Source organism: Flintibacter sp. (genome assembly GCF_046973065.1).
Genome location: NZ_JBKVXZ010000014.1, coordinates 20,900 through 43,299 on the forward strand (window position 1 = coordinate 20,900; position 22,400 = coordinate 43,299).

Annotated in this window: 16 protein-coding genes and 1 pseudogene; 4 read left to right on the plus strand and 13 right to left on the minus strand. The window is 59.5% G+C overall.

The genetic code is table 11. The features are described from left to right. Positions 1-5 precede the first annotated feature (5 nt). From ACLTXB_RS07150 to cdaA, 3 genes are read right to left on the minus strand one after another with little or no spacing between them, the layout of a single operon-like run. Positions 6-422, minus strand: coding sequence for a SoxR reducing system RseC family protein (locus tag ACLTXB_RS07150; protein WP_110440448.1), 417 nt, complete (start codon positions 420-422; stop codon positions 6-8). Positions 423-449: 27 nt separating this feature from the next. Next, on the minus strand, positions 450-1,682 hold the full coding sequence (locus ACLTXB_RS07155; protein WP_428226523.1) for a CdaR family protein: 1,233 nt from the start codon (positions 1,680-1,682) through the stop codon (positions 450-452). Then, positions 1,679-2,527 carry a diadenylate cyclase CdaA gene (gene cdaA / locus ACLTXB_RS07160; protein WP_235398714.1) on the minus strand — a complete coding sequence of 283 codons (849 nt, stop codon included), beginning with the start codon at positions 2,525-2,527 and terminating at the stop codon, positions 1,679-1,681. Before cdaA ends, ACLTXB_RS07155 begins: the two co-directional genes overlap by 4 nt. 361 nt (positions 2,528-2,888) lie before the next feature. Here cdaA and ACLTXB_RS07165 point away from each other — a divergent pair, with 361 nt between their 5' ends. Both ACLTXB_RS07165 and ACLTXB_RS07170 read left to right on the plus strand, forming a co-directional pair. Further along, entirely contained in the window at positions 2,889-3,257 is a 369-nt protein-coding gene (locus ACLTXB_RS07165; protein WP_110440446.1) for a desulfoferrodoxin family protein, read from the plus strand. Between the two features lie 192 nt (positions 3,258-3,449). After that, a complete protein-coding gene (locus tag ACLTXB_RS07170) occupies positions 3,450-5,552 on the plus strand; it encodes an LTA synthase family protein (protein WP_428226524.1) in 2,103 nt (700 codons plus the stop codon). A 41-nt stretch (positions 5,553-5,593) separates the two neighbouring features. On the opposite strand, the gene ACLTXB_RS07175 is transcribed toward ACLTXB_RS07170, so the two are convergent. The 8 genes from ACLTXB_RS07175 to pyrH all read right to left on the minus strand — a co-directional run bounded on the left by ACLTXB_RS07175 (position 5,594) and on the right by pyrH (position 16,525). Then, positions 5,594-9,784: a PolC-type DNA polymerase III gene (locus tag ACLTXB_RS07175; RefSeq protein WP_428226525.1), complete on the minus strand. Its 4,191-nt coding sequence runs from the start codon at positions 9,782-9,784 to the stop codon at positions 5,594-5,596. A 26-nt stretch (positions 9,785-9,810) separates the two neighbouring features. After that, positions 9,811-10,848, minus strand: a complete 1,038-nt coding sequence (gene ispG, locus ACLTXB_RS07180) for a flavodoxin-dependent (E)-4-hydroxy-3-methylbut-2-enyl-diphosphate synthase (protein WP_428226526.1) — start codon at positions 10,846-10,848, stop codon at positions 9,811-9,813. A gap of 358 nt (positions 10,849-11,206) precedes the next feature. Then, complete coding sequence (locus tag ACLTXB_RS07185) at positions 11,207-12,271, minus strand: M50 family metallopeptidase (protein ID WP_428226527.1); 1,065 nt, start codon at positions 12,269-12,271, stop codon at positions 11,207-11,209. Positions 12,272-12,310: 39 nt separating this feature from the next. Beyond that, positions 12,311-13,456 (minus strand): 1-deoxy-D-xylulose-5-phosphate reductoisomerase, encoded by a 1,146-nt coding sequence (locus ACLTXB_RS07190; protein WP_428226528.1) that lies wholly within the window; start codon positions 13,454-13,456, stop codon positions 12,311-12,313. 81 nt (positions 13,457-13,537) lie between these two features. Then, positions 13,538-14,356, minus strand: coding sequence for a phosphatidate cytidylyltransferase (locus ACLTXB_RS07195; protein WP_428226529.1), 819 nt, complete (start codon positions 14,354-14,356; stop codon positions 13,538-13,540). A 1-nt stretch (position 14,357) separates the two neighbouring features. After that, a complete protein-coding gene (locus ACLTXB_RS07200; protein WP_428226530.1) occupies positions 14,358-15,104 on the minus strand; it encodes an isoprenyl transferase in 747 nt (248 codons plus the stop codon). 100 nt (positions 15,105-15,204) lie between these two features. After that, the gene (gene frr, locus ACLTXB_RS07205) at positions 15,205-15,759 is read right to left on the minus strand and encodes a ribosome recycling factor (RefSeq protein ID WP_008980907.1); all 555 of its coding nucleotides are present in this window, start codon (positions 15,757-15,759) and stop codon (positions 15,205-15,207) included. 49 nt (positions 15,760-15,808) lie between these two features. Beyond that, positions 15,809-16,525, minus strand: a complete 717-nt coding sequence (gene pyrH, locus ACLTXB_RS07210) for a UMP kinase (protein WP_020989683.1) — start codon at positions 16,523-16,525, stop codon at positions 15,809-15,811. A gap of 324 nt (positions 16,526-16,849) precedes the next feature. Between pyrH and ACLTXB_RS07215 the strand changes: the two genes are divergently transcribed. Both ACLTXB_RS07215 and ACLTXB_RS07220 read left to right on the plus strand, forming a co-directional pair. Beyond that, positions 16,850-17,587, plus strand: a complete 738-nt coding sequence (locus ACLTXB_RS07215) for a ZIP family metal transporter (RefSeq protein WP_374736874.1) — start codon at positions 16,850-16,852, stop codon at positions 17,585-17,587. Positions 17,588-17,904: 317 nt separating this feature from the next. Beyond that, positions 17,905-19,361, plus strand: a pseudogene (locus tag ACLTXB_RS07220) (carbon starvation CstA family protein). Positions 19,362-19,423: 62 nt separating this feature from the next. Here the strand turns inward: ACLTXB_RS07220 and sigG are convergent. Then, the gene (gene sigG / locus ACLTXB_RS07225; RefSeq protein ID WP_008980911.1) at positions 19,424-20,194 is read right to left on the minus strand and encodes an RNA polymerase sporulation sigma factor SigG; all 771 of its coding nucleotides are present in this window, start codon (positions 20,192-20,194) and stop codon (positions 19,424-19,426) included. A gap of 168 nt (positions 20,195-20,362) precedes the next feature. Next, positions 20,363-22,375, minus strand: coding sequence for a complex I subunit 5 family protein (locus tag ACLTXB_RS07230; protein WP_428226531.1), 2,013 nt, complete (start codon positions 22,373-22,375; stop codon positions 20,363-20,365). Between the last annotated feature and the right edge of the window lie 25 nt (positions 22,376-22,400).

The following is a 22,400-nucleotide window of genomic DNA, read 5'->3' on the forward strand; positions in this document are numbered from 1 at the left end:
GTTCCTCAGAACTGGCGCAGGATGGTAAACTCCGGTTCCTGCCGGCGGGTCACCGCCCGGTTCACCAGCACGGCGGGCAGGAAGCCCACCACCAGTCCCAACCCGGCCATACCAACCGAGGGCATTTCACCCATTCCCAGCGCCTTGCCCAGCAAATAACCCAGGACCAGGAACACACAGGGAATGGCGAAGATCAGCAGGGCGATGCCGATGGAGCTGCCCGAGGTGGCCTCTACCTCCACCCGCTCTCCCGGCTTGGCTCCGATGGGGTTGCTGGCCAGAGCCAGGATCTCCCCCTTGGGCTTCTGCATGCAGCCGGCGCAGTCTCCTCCGCAGCTCAATCCGCACTCCACCTGGCGCAGGAGAGAGACCTCCACTACGCCGGAGCGCACTTCTTTTTTTACGATGGCACTTTGATTCATGATGCTGTTCTGCCTCCAGAAATAATGCTAGATCTTTTTGATGTTGACCACAATTTTATATTCTCCAATGACGCCCACCTCATCGCTTGCGTTGAGATAGACGGTCACCGGCACGGAATTGGTGCCTGTGGCAGTGATTTTGGACATATCGGCCACGATCCAAACCTGATTGGGGTCCACCTGCTCCAGGGCGCTCTCGCTGCCCCGGATGACGATGGTGCGGGTCTGGGTCACCTTTTCCACAGAGTACCCATCGGGTACGTTGGCGATCTCAATATTGGACACATCCAAAGACCGGGTGGACAGTCCCTTGATGGTGACGGTCACCTGGGCCTCCGTGATCCCCGAGGCGTTGTCCAGCGCCGAGGAGAGACGGATGGGCATGGTGATAACGCTGGTATCCAGCACAGTGGACAGGTCGATGCTGCCCAAAGAGATCTCGGTAAGGCCGGCCACTGCGTCCTCGGTGCCGATGACGTTGATGGTCTTGGGCTGGATGTCCACCTCCACATCTCCGTCGCCGGTGGCGCCGCCGCCGGGAATAAAGCTTACAGTCAGAGGTACCTCCTTCATAACTCCCACCGACAGCGTCAGGTAGGCAGTCTCCTCACTCAGGCTGATATTGGTATCAGTAAGCGGCTCGTCATTCTCATCCAGCAGGGTGATGGGCAGCCGTCCGGAGTAGCTCTGCTTCAAGCCGTCCGCCTCCAGGATCACCACGGCCCGGCTGACCCGAGCCAGCTGCTCCGCTGTGCCGCTGAGCTCCACGGTCTCCGGATCGAAGACAGGGGTGCCGGCCTGATAGCCGTCGGCTACGCTGCCCTCCAGCTTCAGTTCCAGCGTCTTGGTCTCGGTGGACAGGTTATCGATGACTACGGTGACGATCTGGGCCGAGTCGGGGAAAAACGCGCCGGTGGTATCAATATTGCTGGGCAGCTTAGGGGTACAGGCCAACTGATACTCCCCCGGCTCCGAACACTGGGACACATCCACCGTGGCAGTAATGTTCTCCCGGCTCAGATCGTTGTGAACACTGATGGGGGCGTTCACAGTAATATTTACTGTCTTCTGAGATATGGAGGCCACGGTCAGTCCCCGCTCCTCCAGCACCCGCTCACCGGACACCTGGATCTCGATGCCGTAATAGGTACCATCCTGAGTGGGGTTCTCTACGTCCCGGATATACAGCCATACCAGCACTGCCAGCAGGATCGACAGGAGGATGTAGAACGACCGGCTATCACGCAAACGGTTGATCATTTTTCTTCCTCCTCTTTCTTCCACCGGGCAAACAGGTTGGTCAGCATCTGCATGGCAGCTCGGTTCTTCTCCTCCCCGCTTCCGTCGTCGGCCAGCAGCTCATTGCGCAGCAGCCGCTCCAAGGTCTCGGGAGCCAGATGGCGCTTGAGCATGCCGCCTACGGCCGCGGAGATGGAGCCCGTCTCCTCGGAAACGATGACCACCACTGCGTCGGAGTGCTCGCTCATGCCGATGCCGGCGCGGTGGCGCATGCCCAGGTCCCGGCTCAGGTTGGTGTTGCCCGACAGGGGAAGCATACAGCCCGCACCAACGATCCGACCGTCCCGGACGATCACCGCTCCGTCGTGGAGAGGCGCCTTGTTCCAAAACAGATTTTTTAGCAGTTCACTGGAGATGGAGCAGTCCAGGGCGGTACCGGTCTTGATCACATCATCCAGAAGATTTTTCCGCTCAAAGACCATCAGCGCTCCAACCTTGTCCTTGGACATGGAGGTGTAGGCCTCCACCGTCTGGGTGATGGCGGTATCGATATCATGAAGCGGCAAGGGACGGGATGTGGAAAATACATCGGTGAGCTTTCCGCTGCCCATCCGCTCCAGAGCTTGACGCAACTCAGGCTGGAACAGGATGACCAGCATCAGGATGCCCCACTCCACCACCTTGTTCAGCAGGTACCCCGTGGCCGTCAGCCGGAAGCCATAGGCCAGGCACAGCGCCAAAATCAGCACCGTGATGCCTCGCAGCACCCGCCCGGAGCTGGTCTTGCGCATCAGCCACAGGGCCTTATAGATGACCAGGGAGAGGATGGCCACATCGACAAGATCCTTCACCTTGATGGTGCTCAAAATCGGGATCTCCTCCTGAAAGAAGCTGAATATGGTCTGCAACAACACTGATCTCCCCTTTTCCACCGGGCATTGGCCGCCCGGCGCCGCAAAACAAAATAAGGCAAATAGACAGATACGCTTATCTTAGTTATTATACGATATTCCACCTCCAATGGCAACCTTATTTGGCCATGGAAGAATGAAAATTTCATGAATTTTCCCTTCAAATTTTCTCCTAAACGCACACTGCGCCCCCACAATTTTTCTGCCGCCGCAGCCATCCCATCATTGACTTCCGCCCTGCTTCCACGTATAATTTTTCTATCCGGAGACAAGCTGTCTGACAGACTTTGTCCCAACTGTGCAGGAGGTATTCCCTATGAAATTTTATGTCTGTGAACACTGCGGCAACATTGTCACTTTCCTTAACAACACCGGCGTGCCCGTTATGTGCTGCGGGCAGAAAATGACCGAGATCGTCCCCGGCACCACGGACGCCGCCGTGGAGAAGCACGTCCCCGTCATCAGCGTCAACGGCAGCGCTGTCACTGTAAAGGTGGGCTCCGTGGAGCACCCCATGATCCCCGAGCACTTTATCCAGTGGATCGCCCTGGAGACCAAGCAGGGTCAGCAGATCAAGCACCTCACTCCCAACGACAAGCCTCAGGCTGTCTTTGCCCTGGCCGAGGGTGATGAAGTGGTTGCTGCCTACGCCTACTGCAACCTCCACGGTCTGTGGATGGCCTAAGCTTCGCGCTCATCTGTTTTGCCCGCGGACCTCACCGGTCCGCGGGCTTTTTTGTAACTAACTAGCTTTTTTTGTAACCGGATTTAAAGAATTTCTTTCTTGGTTTCCCTCCTGCCCCATGGTATAATCCGCTTACGTTAACATCCGGTAAAATGTGTGTTACCGGTTTTTCAAAAAACAGGAGGACCCTCTATGCAACTGCCCCATCTTCACCCCTACCAGGGCCAGCACTGCGCGCCGCCGCCCCCCCGGCCCAAGCTCCCCGCCTGGACTCTGGGGCTGTACCTCCCCCTTCTGCTGGTCTATCTGGAGGTTGTCCTGCACTTGGCCACGGGGAACGCCATGACCTATTTCCCCATCTACCTTCTCTTCTCCCTGTCGGCTGGAAGTCTGCTGGCACTGCTGCCCATCCTGCTCCCGCAGCGGTCCGGCCGCATCCTTACGGTGCTGCTGTCGTTCTTACTTACCATGCTGTTTGCCGCTGAACTGATTGCCAAGCACACCCTCCAGGCCTACTACCCCCTCAGCACCCTGGAGACCGCGGCCGGCAACCGTTTGAGCGACTATGCAGGCGTAATTTTGCCTGCCATCGCCGCAGCCCTTCCCCTGCTGCTTCTCTTCTTTCTGCCCACTCTCCTGCTGTGGCCTCTGTTTCGGTGGGGACTGGCCCAGGGACAGCCCCCACGCTGGGGTGCGGCTATCTTTGCCGCCGCTGCCGTGGCCTTTCATCTGTTGGGTCTGGCTGTGGTCCACGCCCCGTGGCCGGGAGATCTGACTCCCGCCAAGCTCTACCGCTCCGACACAAACTTCGACGACCAGGTGGAACAGTTGGGGCTGGTGACCATGCTGCGCCTGGACGTCAAGCACATGCTCTTCCCTGCCAAGGCCGGGCTGGACTCCGATTTTGACGGTCTGGATGGTCTGGACAGCTCGGGAGATGGCTCCGGCGGAGACACCTCCGCGGTGGAGGAACAGCCCGTGATAGACACCTCTCCCAACGTAATGGATGTGGACCTGGAGTCTCTCGCCGCCAATGCCCCCAATGAGGACGTTTCCTGGCTGGCCAACTACTTCAGCAGCGCCTCCCCCACCCGAAAAAATGAATATACCGGCATGTTCAAAGGGTACAACGTCATCCAGCTGGTCATCGAGGGGTTCTCCGGCTACGCCATCGACCCGGAGCTGACACCCACGCTCTACAAACTGGCCAACGAGGGGTTTGTGTTCAACAACTACTACACCGCCCTGCACTACACCAGCACCTCAAACGGAGAGTGTCAGACCCTGCTGGGCCTCTACCCCAAAAACGGCAACCCCATCACCATGAAGCGCACCGGGGCGCTGGGTACCAACGCCTACTTCTCGCTGGCCCAGCAGCTGGGCCGGGAGGGCTATCAGGTTCTGGGCTACCACGGAAACTACGATATGTATGGCCGGCAAGTCTCTCATACCAACCTGGGCTACACCTGGAAGCAGTTCGGTACCGGCCTGGACGTGGACACCACCTCCAGCGGCGAGATCGCCTGGCCCGCCCGGGACACCCAAGTCATCGAAAACAGTGTGGACGACTACATCAATAGCGACCAGCCCTTCCACGTCTACTACCTCACCATCAGCGGACACATGCCCTATTCCAACAACCGCATCGTCCAGCCCTACCTGGACCAGGTCCGCGCACTCCCCTACTCTCAGACTACCCAGAACTACATGGCCACCATCATGGAGGTAGACCGCGCCCTGGAGCTGTTATTGCAAAAGCTGGAGGAGGCAGGCAAGCTGGACAAGACTCTCATCATCGCCACCGGGGACCACATTCCCTACTCCAACGCCGGGGTACTGGAGGAGCTATCGGGCCGCACCTTCGGCAGTTCCAAGGACTTGGAGGCTCTCAATGAGTCGGCTATCGACTTTGATGTGTACAAAAACACTCTTATTCTCTGGTCGGTCAGCATGGAGGAGCCGGTTCAGGTAGACAAACCCTGCTGCCAGGTGGACATTCTCCCTACCGTCTCCAATCTGCTGGGGCTGGAGTACGACAGCCGAATGCTCTCCGGACGGGACATTCTCTCCGACAGCGAGGGGTTAGTGATTTTCACCTCCCGCAGCTGGCGCAGCGACCGTGGTTTTTATAACCGCTACACCCAGACCTTTACCCCCGCAGAGGGGGTGACCATGACCCAGGAGGAGCAGGATCAATATGTCTCCACCATGAAAAAGCTGGTGGAATATAAGCTGGCCTGCACCCCTATTATCGTGGAAAATGATTTTTATAATCTCATATTTCCCCGGGAATAAGCAAAAGCCTCAGAATCCAATGGATTCTGAGGCTTTTTACATCAAAACATGGAAAACAGGTTTAGCTGACTAGTTTCAGGTAAATCGCCGAAGGCCCCTGCTTCCTTCAATAGCTCGATATGAGTCTTGGACACCTTGGGACAGGCAGCGGCGACCTCCTCGATGGAGATAAAATTTTTTCCCTTGCGCTGCTCTGCCAGAGAGATGGCCGCCGTCTCACCCAGGCCAGCCACCGACACAAAGGGCGGGATGAGGGCGTTATTTTCCAGGTCCATCTTAAAGTGGACGGCGTCGGACTGGTAGATATCCATACGCCGGAAGGTAAATCCCCGGAGATAGAACTCGTAGCAGACCTCCAGGGTGGTGAGCATGTCCTGCTCCACGGCGGAGGCATCCTTGTCCTTGGCGATGATCTCCCGCATCTTCTTTTGGCACACGTCCATGCCCCGGCACATGTAGGCCTCGTCAAAGGCCTTGGCCCGGATGGAGAAGTAAGCAGCGTAGAAGGCCAAGGGCCGGTGGACCTTGAACCAAGCGATACGGAAGGCCATCATCACGTAGGCCACGGCGTGGGCCTTGGGGAACAGGTAGGCGATCTTTTTACAGGAGCCGATATACCACTCGGGCACCCCGTGCTCCCGCATCTCGTCCTCCGCCCCCTCGGGCAGTCCCCTGCCCTTACGCACCGCCTCCATGATCTTGAAGGAGCGCTTGGGGTCCATGCCCTTGGAGATCAAAAACAGCATGATGTCGTCACGGCAGCCAATGGCCTCGCTGACCTTGGCGGTACCCGAGGTAATGAGGTCCTTGGCGTTGCCCAGCCACACGTCGGTACCGTGGGAGAAGCCGGACAGCCGCACCAGGATATCAAACTGGTCGGGCTGGGTGTCCTCCAGCATGCCGCGGACAAAGCTGGTGCCAAACTCCGGGATGGCAGTGCCGCCGGTGGGACCCAGGATCTTGTCGTTCTCATAGCCCAGAGCCTTGGAGGACTGGAAGATGGACATGGTGTCCTTGTCGTCCAGGGGGATGTCGGTACGGGCGTTCACCCCGGTGAGGTCCTCCAGCATACGGATCATGGTGGGATCATCGTGTCCCAGCATGTCCAGCTTCAGCAGGTTACTCTCCATGGAGTGATATTCGAAGTGGGTGGTGACAATGTCGCTGTTGGGGTCATCGGCGGGGTGCTGGACGGGACAGAAGTCGTAGATCTCCTTGTCCTGGGGAATAACCACCATGCCGCCGGGGTGCTGGCCGGTGGTGCGCTTGACGCCGGTGCAGCCGATGGCCAGACGGTTCTCCTCCGCCTTGGAGGCCATCTTTCCCCGCTCATCCAGGTACTTTTTCACGTAACCGAAGGCGGTCTTTTCCGCCACGGTGCCGATGGTACCGGCACGGAACACGTGGGTCTGTCCGAAGAGCTCGAAGGTATATCTGTGGGCGCTGGACTGATACTCGCCGGAAAAGTTCAGGTCGATATCAGGCACCTTGTCGCCGCCGAAACCCAGGAAGGTTTCGAAGGGGATGTTGAAGCCGTCCTTCATATAAGGCGTGCCGCAGATGGGGCACACCGCGTCGGGCATATCCGCTCCGCAGCCGTAGGGGTGGGCGGGATCCTGGGCGTAGTCAAAGTCGGAGTGCTTACACTTGGGACAGCGGTAGTGGGCAGGCAGGGAGTTTACCTCGGTGATACCCGACATGAAGGCCACCAGAGAGGAGCCTACCGAACCACGGGAGCCTACCAGATAGCCGTGCTCCAGGGAGTTCTGCACCAGCTTCTGGGCGGACATATAAATAACGTCATATTTACAGCGGATGATGTCGCCCAGCTCCACGTTGATGCGGTCCACCACGATCTGTGGAGGCTCATCGCCGTAAAGCTCATGGGCTTTCCCCCACACCAGGCGTTTCAGTTCTCCGTCGGAGTCCTCCAGTTTCGGGGCGAACAGGCCCTGGGGCAGCGGCTTGATGGGGTCACACCAGTCGGCAATCAGGTTGGTGTTCTTTACCACCACCTCATAGGCCTTCTCCTTGCCCAGATAGGCAAACTCCTGGAGCATCTCGTCCGTGGTTTTGAAGTAGATGGGCAGGGCCTCATCCGCGTCCTCAAAGCCCTTGGAGGCCAGCAGGATGTGGCGGTAAATCTCGTCCTCCGGGTCCAGGAAGTGGACGTCGCCGGTGGCGCACACCGGCTTACCCAGCTCCTCTCCCAGCCGCACCACCGTGCGGTTGAAATCCCGCAGTTCCTCTTCCGAGCGCACCATGCCCTTGCGGAGCATAAACATGTTGTTGCAGATGGGCTGGATCTCCAAAAAGTCGTACCAGGAGGCAATGCGCTTGAGCTCCTCCCAGTCCTTGTCCGCCGTCACCGCCTGGAACAGCTCGCCCGCCTCGCAGGCCGAGCCGATGATGAGCCCTTCCCGGTTCTCGTTGATGACCGACTTAGGCATTATGGGGTAGCGCTTGAAGTGCTCCAGGTGGGCCAGAGAGATGAGCTTGTAGAGATTGCGAAGACCCGTCTGGTTTTTGGCCAGCACGATGAGGTGCTTGGGCTGCCGCCGGGCCTTTCCACCCTTGCGCAGCTTGGGCATCGCGGCGTTGATGTCCTCCAGACGGTGGACTCCCATGGCCTCCAGCTTCTCAAAGAAAGGAGGCAGCATATAGGCCACTGTGGCCGCGTCGTCGCTGGCCCGGTGGTGGTTGAAGGCGGGCAGCTGGAGGTACTCGGCCACAATGTCCAGCTTATACTTGCCCAGCTCCGGCAGCAGGTTCTGGGCCAAAATCAGGCTGTCAATGGAGGGATTGGTAAAGGGGATCCCGTATTTCCGGCAGCCGGTGGAGATAAAGCCCATGTCAAACTCCGCGTTGTGAGCGGCCAGAGGCCGGTCCCCCACGAAGTCCAAAAAGGCCCGCAGGGCCTCCTCCTGAGAGGGCGCCCCTACCAGCATCTCGTCGGTGATGCCGGTGAGGTGGATGATCTCCGGGCTGAGAATACGCCCGGGGGCTACGAAGGTGTTAAAGGTTTCGGTGACCTCTCCGTTTTTCAGCACTGCCGCGCCGATCTCGATGATGACCTCCCGGCGCTTGTCCAGGCCGGTGGTCTCAATATCAAAGCAGACGATTTCCTGGGAAAAATCCTGGCAGGGCTGACCGTGGACCACCACCCGGTCGTCCACATCGTTGATGAAGTAGGCCTCCACGCCGTAGAGCAGCTTGATATTTTTCGCCGAATGCCAGGCATCCGGGAAGGACTGGGCTACACCGTGGTCGGTGATGGCGATGGCCCGGTGGCCCCAGGCCTCCGCCCGCTTCACCACGTTGCGCTCCGGTCCCAGCTTGGGACCCACGGCAGTGAGGGCATCCATGGCGGACATGGTGGTATGCAGATGGAGCTCCACCCGCTTTTCCGGGGCGTTGTCCATGCGCATTTCTTTCTTCCCCGCCATCACGGCCACCGGCTCCAGCACCATATCGCCGTAGAAGCGGTCCATGTTCAGCCGCCCCTGAATGACAAGGTGCATGCCTTTCTTTATCCCGTCCACCAAGGGTTTGGCCTCGTCAGCCTGAGGGAAGAACTTGCTCACCCGGATGGAACTGGTGTAGTCGGTAACGTCAAAGGCCACCACCCAGGAGTTGCGCTTTTTCAGCTCCCGGTTCTCGATGGCAAATACGTCGCCCTCGATGACCACCATGCCCATGTCCAGCTCCAGCTCCCCGATGGGCACCGGAGCGCGCTTGATGACCTTGCCGAAGATGGCCCGGCCATTGTCCTTCTTCTCTCCTTTTTTGCCGGAGGCAGAGGGCGCGGCACGCTTCACTTTTTTCAGCGCGGCGGCACGGATGGCCTCCGCCCGGGCAAAGGCGTCCTGGGGCTCCTGGGGCTTTTGCGGCTGGGCAGAAGCGGCCGCAGGCTGCTCCTCCTGCGCTTTGGGCGCTTCAGGCTGAGGTGCAGGAGCAGGTTGAGGCACCTCCGGCTCAACCGCCTTCGCCTTCTCTTCTGTAATGGGTTTTAGCTTTACAGAGTTTAGCCCGTAGCACCGGGCCACCGCCTCCTCCGCCTGGGCAATGAGGTTGGGCCCGGCACCGCCGGCTCCCTCCACCGTCACCACCGCACTGCGGGTCTTCCGGTCGATGGCGGCCTCTACAATCAGCCACCCCTCCATGGCGTTGACAAACTCCTGCCACTGGTTCAGGGCGGCGAACATCTCTAAAAAGGGTATTTTTTGGGACATTGCGCCTCTCCTTTGTGTTTATGCGATTACAGGGTATCGATGAGGGCGAACAGCTCGTCCACCAACTGGTCCTGGGGCACCTTCTTGATGATCTGGCCCTTCTTGAACAGCAGGCCCTCCCCTACGCCGCCGGCGATGCCGCAGTCGGCGGCGCTGGCCTCGCCGGGACCGTTGACCACACAGCCCATGACCGCCACGGTGATGGGCTTGTCCACGGTCTTGAGCCGCTCCTCCACCTCCCCGGCCAGGGAAATGAGATCGATGCGGGTACGTCCGCAGGTGGGGCAGGACACCAGCTCGGCCCCCTCTTTGCGGATGCCCGCCGCCTTCAGGATGTCCCGGGCGGCATAGACCTCCTCCACCGGGTCGGCGGACAGGGATACCCGCATGGTGTCGCCGATGCCCAGAGCCAACAGACCTCCGATGCCCACGGCGGATTTCAGAGTGCCCATGCGGACGGTACCAGCCTCGGTCACCCCAATATGTAAAGGATAATTGCTTTCCTGCGACATGATCTGATAGGCTTTCATGGTCATGGGCACGCTGGAGGATTTCAGCGACACACAGATATCGTCAAAGTCAAATTTGTTGAGGAGCCGAATGTGGCCGAAGGCGGACTCCACCATGGCTTCGGGGCACACACCGCCGTATTTGGCCAGCAGGGGCTTCTCCAGAGAGCCGCCGTTCACCCCGATGCGGATGGGGATATTCTTCTGGCGGCAAGCGTCGGCCACCGCCTTCACCCGGTCTTCGCTGCCGATGTTGCCCGGGTTGATGCGCACCTTGTCCGCTCCGGCGGCAATGGCCTCCAGGGCCAGCTTGTAGTCGAAGTGGATATCCACCACCAGTGGCAGAGGACACTGCTCCTTGATCTTACCCACCGCCTTGGCCGCCGCCATATCGGGCACGGCCACCCGGATGATCTCGCATCCGGCGGCGGCCAGCTCCCGAATCTGGCGCAGGGTAGCCTCCACGTCGTCGGTGCGGGTGTTGGTCATAGACTGGATGGACACCGGCGCGCCGCCGCCCACCAGAACGTTGCCTACTTTGATCTGCTTGGTCATCTGTCTTCCTCCTCCCCCAGGGGCTTTGCCCCTGGACCCCACCCGCTTTTTGTAAAAAGCAGGGCAAAAACTTTCGAGTGCAACATTACATGTTGCACGAGTTTTGTTTTGCTTTTAGGTGAAAAAAGCTCTCCTGCAAGGAGTTCCGTCGCCCGCAGGCGGCGGAATAAAGTCTAATCCTGTTATTTCCGGCGACACAAGGTGAATTGCCCTGAAAGGGCAAGAGAGGGTCCCCTGGGGGATGCGCGTCGGAAATAACACTTCTCACACAAGACAGACCGACTTTTCCGAAGGAATCGAGGTCTGTCTTGCGTGCAGTCTTTTTCTCAAAAGCGCTTTCAGCGCTTTTGAGAACGACTTAGCGGGCGATGATCTTGCCAATGTCGCTGAAAGTGACCATCAGCATCAGAGTCATCAGTGCTGCCAGCCCGGCCAGATGGACATACCCCTCATACTTGGCGTCAATTTTTCTCTTAAACAGGGCAAACAGCACCCCGTTGAGCAGCAGGAAAAATACCCGGCCGCCGTCCAGAGCAGGCAGAGGCAGCAGGTTCATGACCGCCAGGTTTACCGCGATCAGCGCCGCCAGCCACAGCAGATTCTGGATGGCCGCACCCACGCTGGCCGACTGGCTGCCCACCTGAGACATGGTGTCCACGATACCCACCGGGCCGGACAGGTCCTTAATGCCTACCGCACCCCGTACCAGGTCGCCAAGGCTCACCCACACCAGACGCACATAGTCCAGCGTGGTATTCCAGCTGTAAATCAGTTTGGTCCCTAAACCGGCAGGCAATACCTGGGCACCGATGGTGATACCACGGTAGTTGGTTGTGTTGCCCTCCTCATCGGTACGCTCCTGCCGGGGCAGGGAGACATTGTCCAGATACACCTTTTCGCCGTCGCGCTCCACCACCAGGTCCATGGTGTCCCCCGCCCGGCCCATATAGAACTGAGCATTGCCGTAGGTCAGCACCTTGTGGCCATCCACTGACAGGAAACGGTCGCCCTCCTGGAGTCCGCAATCCTCCGTGCCATAGCCCTCCATGGATCCGGCGTAGATCTCCTGGTAAAAGCCCTGGGCGGGCGCATACAGGACCAGCACGATAATGAGGCCGGTGAGGAAATTCATAAAGGCGCCCGCCACCAGCACGATCACCTTTTTCCAGGCCGCCGCGTTGCCAAAGGCCCGGGGATCGTCTGACTCCTCGTCTTCCCCCTCCATGGCGCAGTAGCCGCCTATGGGCAGCAGACGCAAGCTGTAAAGTGTTTCACCTTTCTCCCGTTTAAACAGAGCGGGTCCCATGCCAATGGAGAACTCATTGACCCGGATGCCAAAGAGTTTTGCGGTGATGAAGTGACCGAATTCGTGTACGGCGATGAGCACGCCGAACATGAGGATAGCGACAAGAATATAGACCATAGGACCTCCAAAATAAGCAGCCAGAAATTAGGGGTTTCGTCACACAGACAGCACAGCCTCCCGGGCGGCGGCATCAGCCTCCAGCACCTGAGTCATGGAGGGATCAGCAATCACCTTCACCTGCTCCATAGCCCGACGCACCCGATCTGCAATGTCCAAAAAGCCGATCTTGCCCTCCAGGAAGAGGGCCACCGCGGCCTCATTGGCACCGTTGAGGATGGCTCCGGCGGTGCCGCCGGTCTTTGCTGCCTCCAGCGCCAGAGCCAGGCACTGGAAGGTCTCCGTGTCAGGCTGGGCAAAGGTGAGAGGGCCGCAGCTGCACAGATCAAGAGGCGTGGCGGGACCCACTACACGCTCCGGCCAGGTCAGGGCGTACTGGATGGGCAGACGCATGTCCGGCGTACCCATCTGGGCAATCATTGCGTTATCACAGTATTCCACCAGGGAGTGAATGATACTCTCCCGATGCACTACAATGGAAATTTTCTCCGGGGGCATCTGGTAGAGGTGCATGGCCTCGATAAATTCCAGGCCCTTATTCATCAGAGTGGCGGAGTCCACCGTAATCTTTGCACCCATAGACCAGTTTGGATGATGTAAAGCATCTTCCCTTGTCATTCCTTCCAGCTCCTTGCGTGTCTTACCAAAGAAGGGACCTCCGGAACAGGTCAGGATCAGACGCTTCACCTCTCCCCTGTCCTTGCACCCCTGGAGGGACTGAAACAGGGCGGAGTGTTCCGAGTCCACCGGCAGGATCTTGGCCCCGTAGTCCCGGGCCTCCTCTGTCACCAGCTGTCCGGCACACACCAAAGTCTCCTTATTGGCCAGAGCAATGCGCTTGCCTTCCCGGATGGCGGCCATGGTGGGACGCAGACCCACCATACCTACCACGGCGGTGATCACCGTGTCGGCCTTAGGCAGCTCAGCGGCTTCCAGCAGGCCCTCCAGTCCCCCGACCACCCGCACCGGAGTGTCGGCCAGGCGAACCTTCAGGTCGGCGGCAGCCTGTTCATCCATCATCACCGCCAATTCCGGCTGGAACTGCCGTGCTTGCTTCTCCATCCGCGCCACATTGGATTTGGCGGTAAGGGCGCCCACTTTCATGCCGCAGGCCTGGATCACCTCCAGAGACTGCCGGCCAATCGAACCGGTGGAACCCAGCAGGGAAATACAGCAGGATCTCATTTGGTTACACTCCTTTCGTTCCAGGGCACAGCCCCGATGAAAAAAACGGCGCGCGAAGTCCCCTTCGCGCGCCGCGGCAGATCAAAATGCGGGGATCAGCAATACCAGGATCAGCAAGGTGGGGGCGGCAAAGGTCATGGAGTCGAACCGGTCCAGCATACCTCCGTGGCCGGGCAGCAGGTCACCATAGTCCTTGATGCCAAACTGCCGCTTGATGAGGGAAAAGGACAGGTCGCCTACCTCGGTCACCGCGCTGCCGATGAGGCCATATATCGCCATGATGGGCAGAGAAACCGTCAACCCGGCAAACTGCTGCAGAATCACACCGTAGAGCAGCAGGAAAATGCCGCCGGACAGGATGCCACCGATGTAGCCCTCCAGGGATTTGTTGGGGCTGACCTTGGTGATGCCCCGGTGCTTACCCAGGAACACGCCGGCAAAATAGGCTCCGGCATCGGTAAGAAACGCACAGATCACAGGCAGCAGCACCAGGTACTGGCCGTGGTCCATGCACTTAAGCTGTACCAGGGCGGACAGGCACATGGGGATCACCAGCCCCCCAAACATGCACATGAACACGTCCTCCACCCGCACAGTCCGCTCCTCGTCATACAGACGGATAGCGATGCCGAACAGGGTCAGCATCAAAAATACTGCCGCCATGGGAACCACCAGGTACCCAAGTCCCAGCCAACAGCCAACTGGAATGGCGGCAGCAGCCAGGGCGGTGAAGAAGTACATACCGTTGTGGTGGGCCACCTTGGTGGCCCGCAGCAGTTCAAAAGATGCCATGGCGCAGATTGCGGCCATCAACGCCGCCAGCCAGATGGAGTCCAGGAAAAAGAGGACTACAAAAAACAGGGGCGCCAATACCACGGCCACGATAATCCGTGTCAGCAAGTCATACACCTCCAAACCGGCGGGAACGGCCCTGGAAGGCCGCGATGGCCTTGTGCAGCTCCTCCTTGGAGAAGTCGGGCCACAGCACGTCGGTGAAGTAAAATTCCGCATAAGCGGACTGCCAGAGCAGGAAGTTGGACAGCCGCAGCTCACCGCTGGGCCGGATGACCAGATCGGGGTCGGGCACTCCACGGGAGAAGAGGTAGTCGGAAAACTCGCTCTCCCCCAGATGGTTGGGGTCGGCCTTTCCCTCCAGGCAGTCCTGAGCATATGCCCGGGCCGCCCGCAGCAGCTCGTCCCGGCCGCCGTAGTTGAGGCAGATGTTTACCTGGCAGCCTTCGTAGTGCTTGGAGATCTCCCGGGTGCGCTCACACAGCTCCCGCAGTTCCGGGGTGAGGGGCGACAGATCGCCGAAAAACTCCATCTTCACCCGGTCCCGCTCCATACGGCCGATGGCCTCCAGCAGATACTTCTTCAAAAGGCCCATGATGGCCCCCACCTCTTCCGCGGGCCGTTTCCAGTTTTCCGTAGAAAAGGCGTAGACGGTGAGGTAGTCCAGGCCGATGTCCTTACAGTAGGTGGCGATGGTGCGGAAGTTCTCCGCGCCGGCGGCATGGCCGGCGGTGCGGGGCAGCCCCCGCTTTTTGGCCCAGCGCCCATTGCCGTCCATAATAATGGCAATGTGCTGGGGCAGATGGTCAAAATCCACCTGGACCTGCCGGTCCTCTTTGGATTTAAAAAAAGCCATAACTTCTATTCCTTCCCGCAGCGTTGTGGGAATCTCCCAAAAGCAGGCAAAATGCAGAAGGGAGTGCTCCTTTCTGCATCTTGCCGATTATTTTGGACGATTACACCGCCATGAGCTCCTGCTCTTTTTTCACGGTCAGCTCGTCGATGTCCTTACAGCGCTTATCGGTAAGGTCCTGAAGCTCCTTTTCCAGCTCCTTGAGGTCGTCCTCGGTGATCTCGGAGGCCTTCTTCTTTTTCTTGAATTCATCCATGGCGTCCCGGCGGATGTTGCGCAGGGCCACCTTGCCCTCCTCGCTGTACTTGCGCACCTGCTTGGTCAGCTCCTTACGGCGCTCCTCGGTGAGCTGGGGGAAAGCCAGGCGGATCAGCCGTCCGTCGTTCTGGGGGTTGATACCCAGATCGGAGGTCTGGATGGCCTTCTCAATGGCCTTGAGCAGGGAGGCGTCCCAGGGCTGAACGGTCAGGGTACGGGGATCGGGGGAGGAAATGGCAGCCACCTGGTTGAGGGGGGTGGGGGTGCCATAGTATTCCACCATGATGCGGTCCAGCACACCGGCGTTGGCCCGGCCGGCCCGAACGGAGGCGAAGTTGGCTTTCACCACTTCGATGGTCTTGATCATTTTCTGGTCATAGGCTTTCGTCTCAGGGCTCATAGTCTGATCTTCCTTTCTAAGTTAAAGGTAAAAACCGTCCGGGAGGGGCTCAGCCCTGGACGATGGTGCCGATCTTCTCTCCCATCACGGCCCGCAGAATGTTCTCGGGGTCCTTCAGGGCAAAGAGCAGCACAGGGATCTTGTTATCCATAGACAGAGAAGTGGCGGTGGAGTCCATGACCTGCAGGCGCTGAGCCAGCACATCGGCGTAGGTGATGGAATCGTACTTCACCGCGTCGGGGACCTTCTTGGGATCGGCGGAATAGACGCCGTCGATGTTCTTGGCCAGCAGGATGACCTCGGCGTCGATCTCAGCGGCGCGGAGGACCGCGGCTGTATCGGTGGAGAAGAAGGGGTTGCCGGTGCCGCAGCCGAAGATGACCACGCGGCCCTTCTCCAGGTGACGGATGGCACGGGAGCGGATATAGGGCTCAGCCACAGAACGCATCTCAATGGCGGTCTGCACCCGGACCTCCACACCCTTCTGCTCCAGCACATCGGCCACAGCCAGGGCGTTGATGGTGGTGGCCAGCATGCCCATGTGGTCAGCACGGACCCGGACCATCTGGTCGCCGCCGTCCTTGACACCGCGCCAGAAGTTGCCGCCGCCTACCACGATACCGACCTGGACGCCCAGCTCCACGCACTTTTTCACCACGTCGCACACCTGGCCGATGACGTGGAAGTCCAGCCCGCGGCTGGCCTCGCCCGCCAGGGCCTCACCGCTGATCTTCAGCAGTACGCGTTTATATTTTGGCTTCTCCATGGGAAACACTCCTTGCAATTCATAATGGTGGGAAGGCGCCGTGCCCAGCTGACCGCCGCATACTCTCTCCCGACCCTTCCCAAGTTTATCGCCTCCTATTTTAGCGTAATTATTCCCGTTTGCCTAGGGGTTTCCCGTAAATTTTTTTCCTTTCTGTCCCTCTGCCCGGCCCACGAACCCCCAGCGGTCTGCTGTCATAGGCTGAGACAGCGCACCCTCAATCATATCCGCCGGAGTCTTTGTCCCACTCCGGCCAGGAAAGGAGTTTTTTTCTTGACTCAGGCACTTCTGTGGGCCGGCAGCGGAACCGGCTTCACCTTTCTTATGACCGCTTTGGGGGCGGCCATGGTCTTTTTGTTCCGCAACCAGATTTCCCCCAACCTCCACCGTATTATGCTGGGCTTTGCCGCCGGGGTGATGATCGCCGCCAGCATGTGGTCTCTGCTGATCCCGGCCATTGAGGAAGCCCAGGAACTGGGTCTGCCCGGCTGGCTGCCCGCCGCCGGCGGCTCCGCCCTGGGCATCCTCTTTCTGGTGGCCATGGATGGCCTGCTCCCCCACCTCTCCCCCGAACTGCTCCAGTCGGGAGACCGCCACAGCGCCCAAAACGCACTGCTCATCCTGGCCATCACTCTGCACAACATACCGGAAGGAATGGCGGTAGGCGTATCCTTCGCTTTGGCCGCTCAGGGACAAAGCGAGCTGCTGCCCGCCGCCGGAGCTTTGGCCCTGGGTATCGGCATCCAGAACTTTCCTGAGGGAGCGGCCATCTCCCTGCCCCTGCGGCAGGCAGGCCTGAGCCGTACCAAGTCTTTTCTCATCGGTGCGGCTTCCGGCGCGGTGGAGCCCATTGCCGCCCTGCTCACCGTACTTGCAGCGGGAACGGTGCAGGTGGCTCTGCCCTGGCTTCTCTCCTTTGCAGCGGGCGCCATGCTCTATGTGGTGGTGGAGGAGCTGATCCCCGAGGCCAATCTGCGCCACGACCACCAGACCCACGGCGGTACTTATGGGGTGATGGTAGGCTTCTTACTGATGATGATTCTGGATGTGGCCCTGGGATAACGCCGGGCTTATTCCAGTCAATTTCCAGCTAAGGACACACTTCGTACTATTAGTAAAAAATTTTTTTAACGAAAAATTAACTGTCAGAACCTCCAAATATAGGCTTGACTTCCCTGCCTTTGGTGCTATAATATAGCCGCTTGGGAGGCGGCCTGTACAGACCGCCTCCGCCCTGGCCCCCTTCCCTGTGGAAGGGGGCCGCACAGTGTTTTGCCAAATCCAAATGATGCCACTGTGGGGCGGCGGCTCCGCACGCCAATTTTTTTCGCACCGCCTGGCGGAGCAGGGGGCGCGGCAATCGTAGGAGGGAAAACATTATGATTACGTTCCTGATCTCTCTGGTTGTCCTGATCGTGGGTTTTGCCCTGTACAGCAAGCTCATCGAGAAGGTCTTCCGTGTGGATGATCGCCAGACCCCGGCTGTGGCCCACCCCGACGGCGTGGACTACACCCCCATGAAGACTTGGCGGCTGTTCCTCATTCAGCTGCTGAACATCGCCGGTCTGGGTCCCATCTTCGGCGCTCTGGCCGGTGCCTGCTGGGGTCCCCGTGTGTACCTGTGGATCGTCTTTGGTACCATCCTGGGCGGCGGCGTGCATGACTATCTGTCCGGCATGCTCAGCGAGCGGCACGACGGCGCTTCCATTTCCGAGATCGTTGGTAAGTATCTGGGCAAGTTCATGCTGCAGGTCATGCGTGTATTCTCCGTGATCCTGCTGATCCTGGTGGGCGTCAACTTCTCCAAGAACCCCGCCCAGCTGCTGGCTATCCTGACTCCTGAGACCCTGGACGCCAACTTCTGGCTGGCTGTGGTACTGATCTACTACTTCATCGCCACCTTCCTGCCCATCGACAAGGTCATCGGCAAGCTCTATCCCATCTTCGGCGCCTGCCTGATCATCATGGCTGTGGGCATTGCCGGCGTGATGCTTGTTGACGGCAGCTACCGCGCTCAGATGCCTGAACTGTGGGAGTACATCGGCGTAGAGGGCATGGGCCATCCCACCAACACCCCCATCTGGGCTCAGATGTTCGTCAGCGTGGCCTGCGCGCTATCTCCGGCTTCCACGCCACCCAGTCCCCCATGGTCGCCCGCTGCATGACCTCTGAGAAAGAGGGCCGCACCATTTTCTACGGCGCCATGGTCACTGAGGGCATCATCGCCCTGATCTGGGCTGCCGCCGGCGTCACCTTCTATGGCTCCGTGGGCTCCCTGAACGAGGCTCTGGCCGGTGGCCAGTCCGTGGTCGTCAACGAAATCTGCCAGTCCATGATGGGCCCTGTGGGCGGCGTTCTGGCTCTGCTGGGCGTTATTGCCTGCCCCATCACCTCCGGCGACACTGCCTTCCGTTCCGCCCGTCTGACCCTGTCTGACTGGTTCCACATCGACCAGGGCAACTGGAAGAACCGCCTGCTGCTGTCCGTGCCTGTTCTGGGCGTGGGTGCTCTGCTCACCCAGTGGGGCGACTTCGCCACCCTGTGGAAGTACTTCTCCTGGTCCAACCAGACCCTGGCTATGATGGTGCTGTGGGCCGGCGCTGTGTATCTGCACCGCAACGGTTTCCCCCCCATCGCCTGCATGATGGCTGCCCTGCCTGCCACCTTTATGTCCGCTGTGTCCATCACCTACTTCATCCAGGCTCCCGAGTGCCTGAACATGTCCACCTCCATCGCTTACCCCGTGGGTATCGTGGTGGCCGTGGTGTTCTTCGGCATCTTCATCGTCCGGGAGTGGATGGGCCACAAGGACGACGTGACCAAGCTGGCCGCGTAACATTCCCATTCCATTGCATCATTTGGCCGCCCGGCGGAGCGCTGCTCCGTCGGGCGGATTTTTTATAGCTCTTTCCGGATCTGCCGCAGGGCATTTTTCTCCAACCGGGACACCTGTGCCTGGGAGATGCCGATCTCCCGGGACACCTCCACCTGGGTCTTACTCTGGTAAAAGCGCATGGCCAAAATCTTCTGTTCCCGCTCGCTGAGCCGGGACACCGCCTCCTTCAGGGCGATGTGCTCCAGCCACATCTCATCCGTATTCCGACTGTCCTTCACCTGGTCCATTACGCACACCGTGTCCCCGCTGTCGGAGTAGATGGGCTCATACAGAGACACCGGGTCCAAAATCGCATCCAGAGCGAAGACGACCTCCTCCCTCTTAATACCCAGCATCTGGGCGATCTCCTCCACACTGGGCTCCTTCTGATGCTGGGCCATGTAGGACTCCTTGGCCTGGAGCACCTTATAAGCGGTATCCCGCATGGCCCGGGACACCCGCATGGCGCTGTTGTCCCGCAGGTAGCGGCGGATCTCTCCCACGATCATGGGCACGCCGTAGGTGGAGAACTTCACATCCAGAGAGGTGTCGAAGTTGTCGATGGCTTTGATGAGGCCAATACAGCCCACCTGAAACAGATCGTCCACGTTCTCTCCCCGGTTGGCAAACTTGTGGATCACCGACAACACCAGCCGCAGGTTCCCGGCAATCAGCTCCTCCCGGGCCTGCTTGTCCCCCTCTTTGGCCCGGCGCAGCAGGGCCTGGGTCTCCTCATTCTTCAACACCTTCAGCTTGGCGGTATTCACCCCGCACAGCTCTACCTTATTCAGCATGTCCAAAACCTCCCGCCGGTGACTGGTTGCGATCGTCCGGACGGCAGGCCACAAAAAAACCTCCTGTCCGGGGATACTGTGTCATTCAGTATCTCCTGGACAGGAGGTTTCATACTTTTGGAGGATGTGGGATATTTTTTATCGTCTGACCACTTTCGATGGACTTTTTCATCCGTGGAGCAGGATAAACAGCAGTCCAAACACCAGCCCCAGGCCTGTAAGCATCAAACCAAAGGCCAGGGAGTGGACAAAGCCCACCGAGCGTCTGGGGTCGTCGGAGTAGAAGGCAAAGTGGTAGTCGTCCGCCGCCTGCTCCACGCTGGGATGGGGGGTATATTCCGACCCGGTGAGAGCGGTGACCGCCTTATCCCGCAGGGACAACAGCCCCTGGTGTCCCCGGGTAAACAGACTGGGAATGCCGTGGAAAATAAGCCGGGGCAGGATTCGGTCCACCAGAGTGGCCGCCACGATGGCCACCTGAGCAGCAAAGCGCAGGGCAGGCCGGTAGAGGCCAAATTCCAGGTTCATCCACTTGGGGATGGGATCTATGTACCTCCCCCGACGGATGAGCCACCGCCGCACCACCAGCAGGTAGACCAGCGAACCCACCACAATAGAGATGGCCGCTCCCCGCAGATTGACGGCAGAGAAGTAGGCCACCGCGTGTTCCGGACCCTCTCCATGAAGAAAGCTCCGGGCCACGGCGGCCAGGGAGTCCATCCCCCAGTTGGGAGCCATCCCCAGCACGGCCATCCCCACAAGATAGACCCCCATGGTGGCGGCGGTAGCGGGAGCAATGTAGGGCTTGGGGCCGTGCCACTTCTGCTCCAGCACCTTCTCTGGCAGAGCATTCTTCTCCCCAAAGAGGCACACAAACACTTTCAGCATATAGGCCAGGGTCAACCCGCCGGAAAACAGGAACAGCCACTCCAGGCCGGTAAACAGCACCCCGTACTCCGGAGCCAAGTGGATGTACTCCACGATACTCTCATGGAGCAGGGTCTTGCTCACATAGCCGTTGAGCAGAGGCAGTCCTGCCAGGCTGAGCATGGGCACCCCCATAAGCACCGCCAGCAGAGGTTTCTTTCGGCCAAAGCCCCGCACCTCGTTGAGATCATAGGAGTGGGTGGACAAATGGATGACGCCGGCGGCGGGAAAGAGCACCATTTTTATCAGGGAGTGGTTGAAGATGTGCAGGATGGTGCCATCCACCGCCAGAGCGTTGTGGTGCCCCAGCAGGCACTGCATGGACACTCCCACCAGGATAAAGCCGATCTGAGACACCGAGGAACAGGCAAAGGTACGCTTCAGATCAATGGAGCACACTGCCAGCACCGCCCCCAGCACCATCGTGATACCGCCAATGACCGCCAGCACCATCCCCCAGCCTGTATCGTGGAGGAAGATGGTGGTGGACAGCACCAGCACACCGTAGATGCCCGTCTTAGTAATGACGCCGGACAGCACCGCAGAGGCGGGAGCCGGAGCCGCCGGATGGGCCGTGGGCAGCCAGATATGCAGCGGAAACGCGCCCGCTTTGGCTCCAAATCCGATGAGGATCAGGATGCCGGAGGCCCACAGGACGCTCCGGTCCTCCAGAGCAGCGGCGGCCGCCCCCATGGCCTCGAACTCCAAGGCACCCAGCTGGAAATAGAGGAGAAACAGCCCCGTCAAAGCGGCCAGGCCGCCGATCACCGCCACCGCCAGGTAGGTGTCTCCCGCCCGGAGGGCTTCCGGCTCCTCGGTCTGAATGACCGCCACAAAGGAGGTAAAGGACATGACCTCAAAGAAGATAAAGGTGGTAAAAAGATCGGCGGACAGGAACACCCCCATGGTGGCCCCCAGGGTCATCAGCCAGAAGAGGTAGTACCGGTTCTGCCGGGCCACGTGGGCCATGTACTCCCGGCAGAAGATGGTGGCCGCCAGCCAGCCTGTGGCGGTGAGGGTGGCCATGAGAGTATGGAAGTCCCCGGAGACAAAACGGATCCCAAGGCCGCAGAACCCGTCAATTCCGCTCTCCAGCACCGGGCTGGTCCACAGGGAGACCACCATCATGGTCTCCAGTACCGCTACCGCCAGTACAAAGGTATCCCGCGCCTTGGGGTAGCGCAGGCCCATCCAAAACCCAAAGGGGCCCGCCGCCATGGGCAGAAACACCAGCATCAGCAGCAGGTCGGACATATACTCTCCCTCCTTTCCTTCCAAT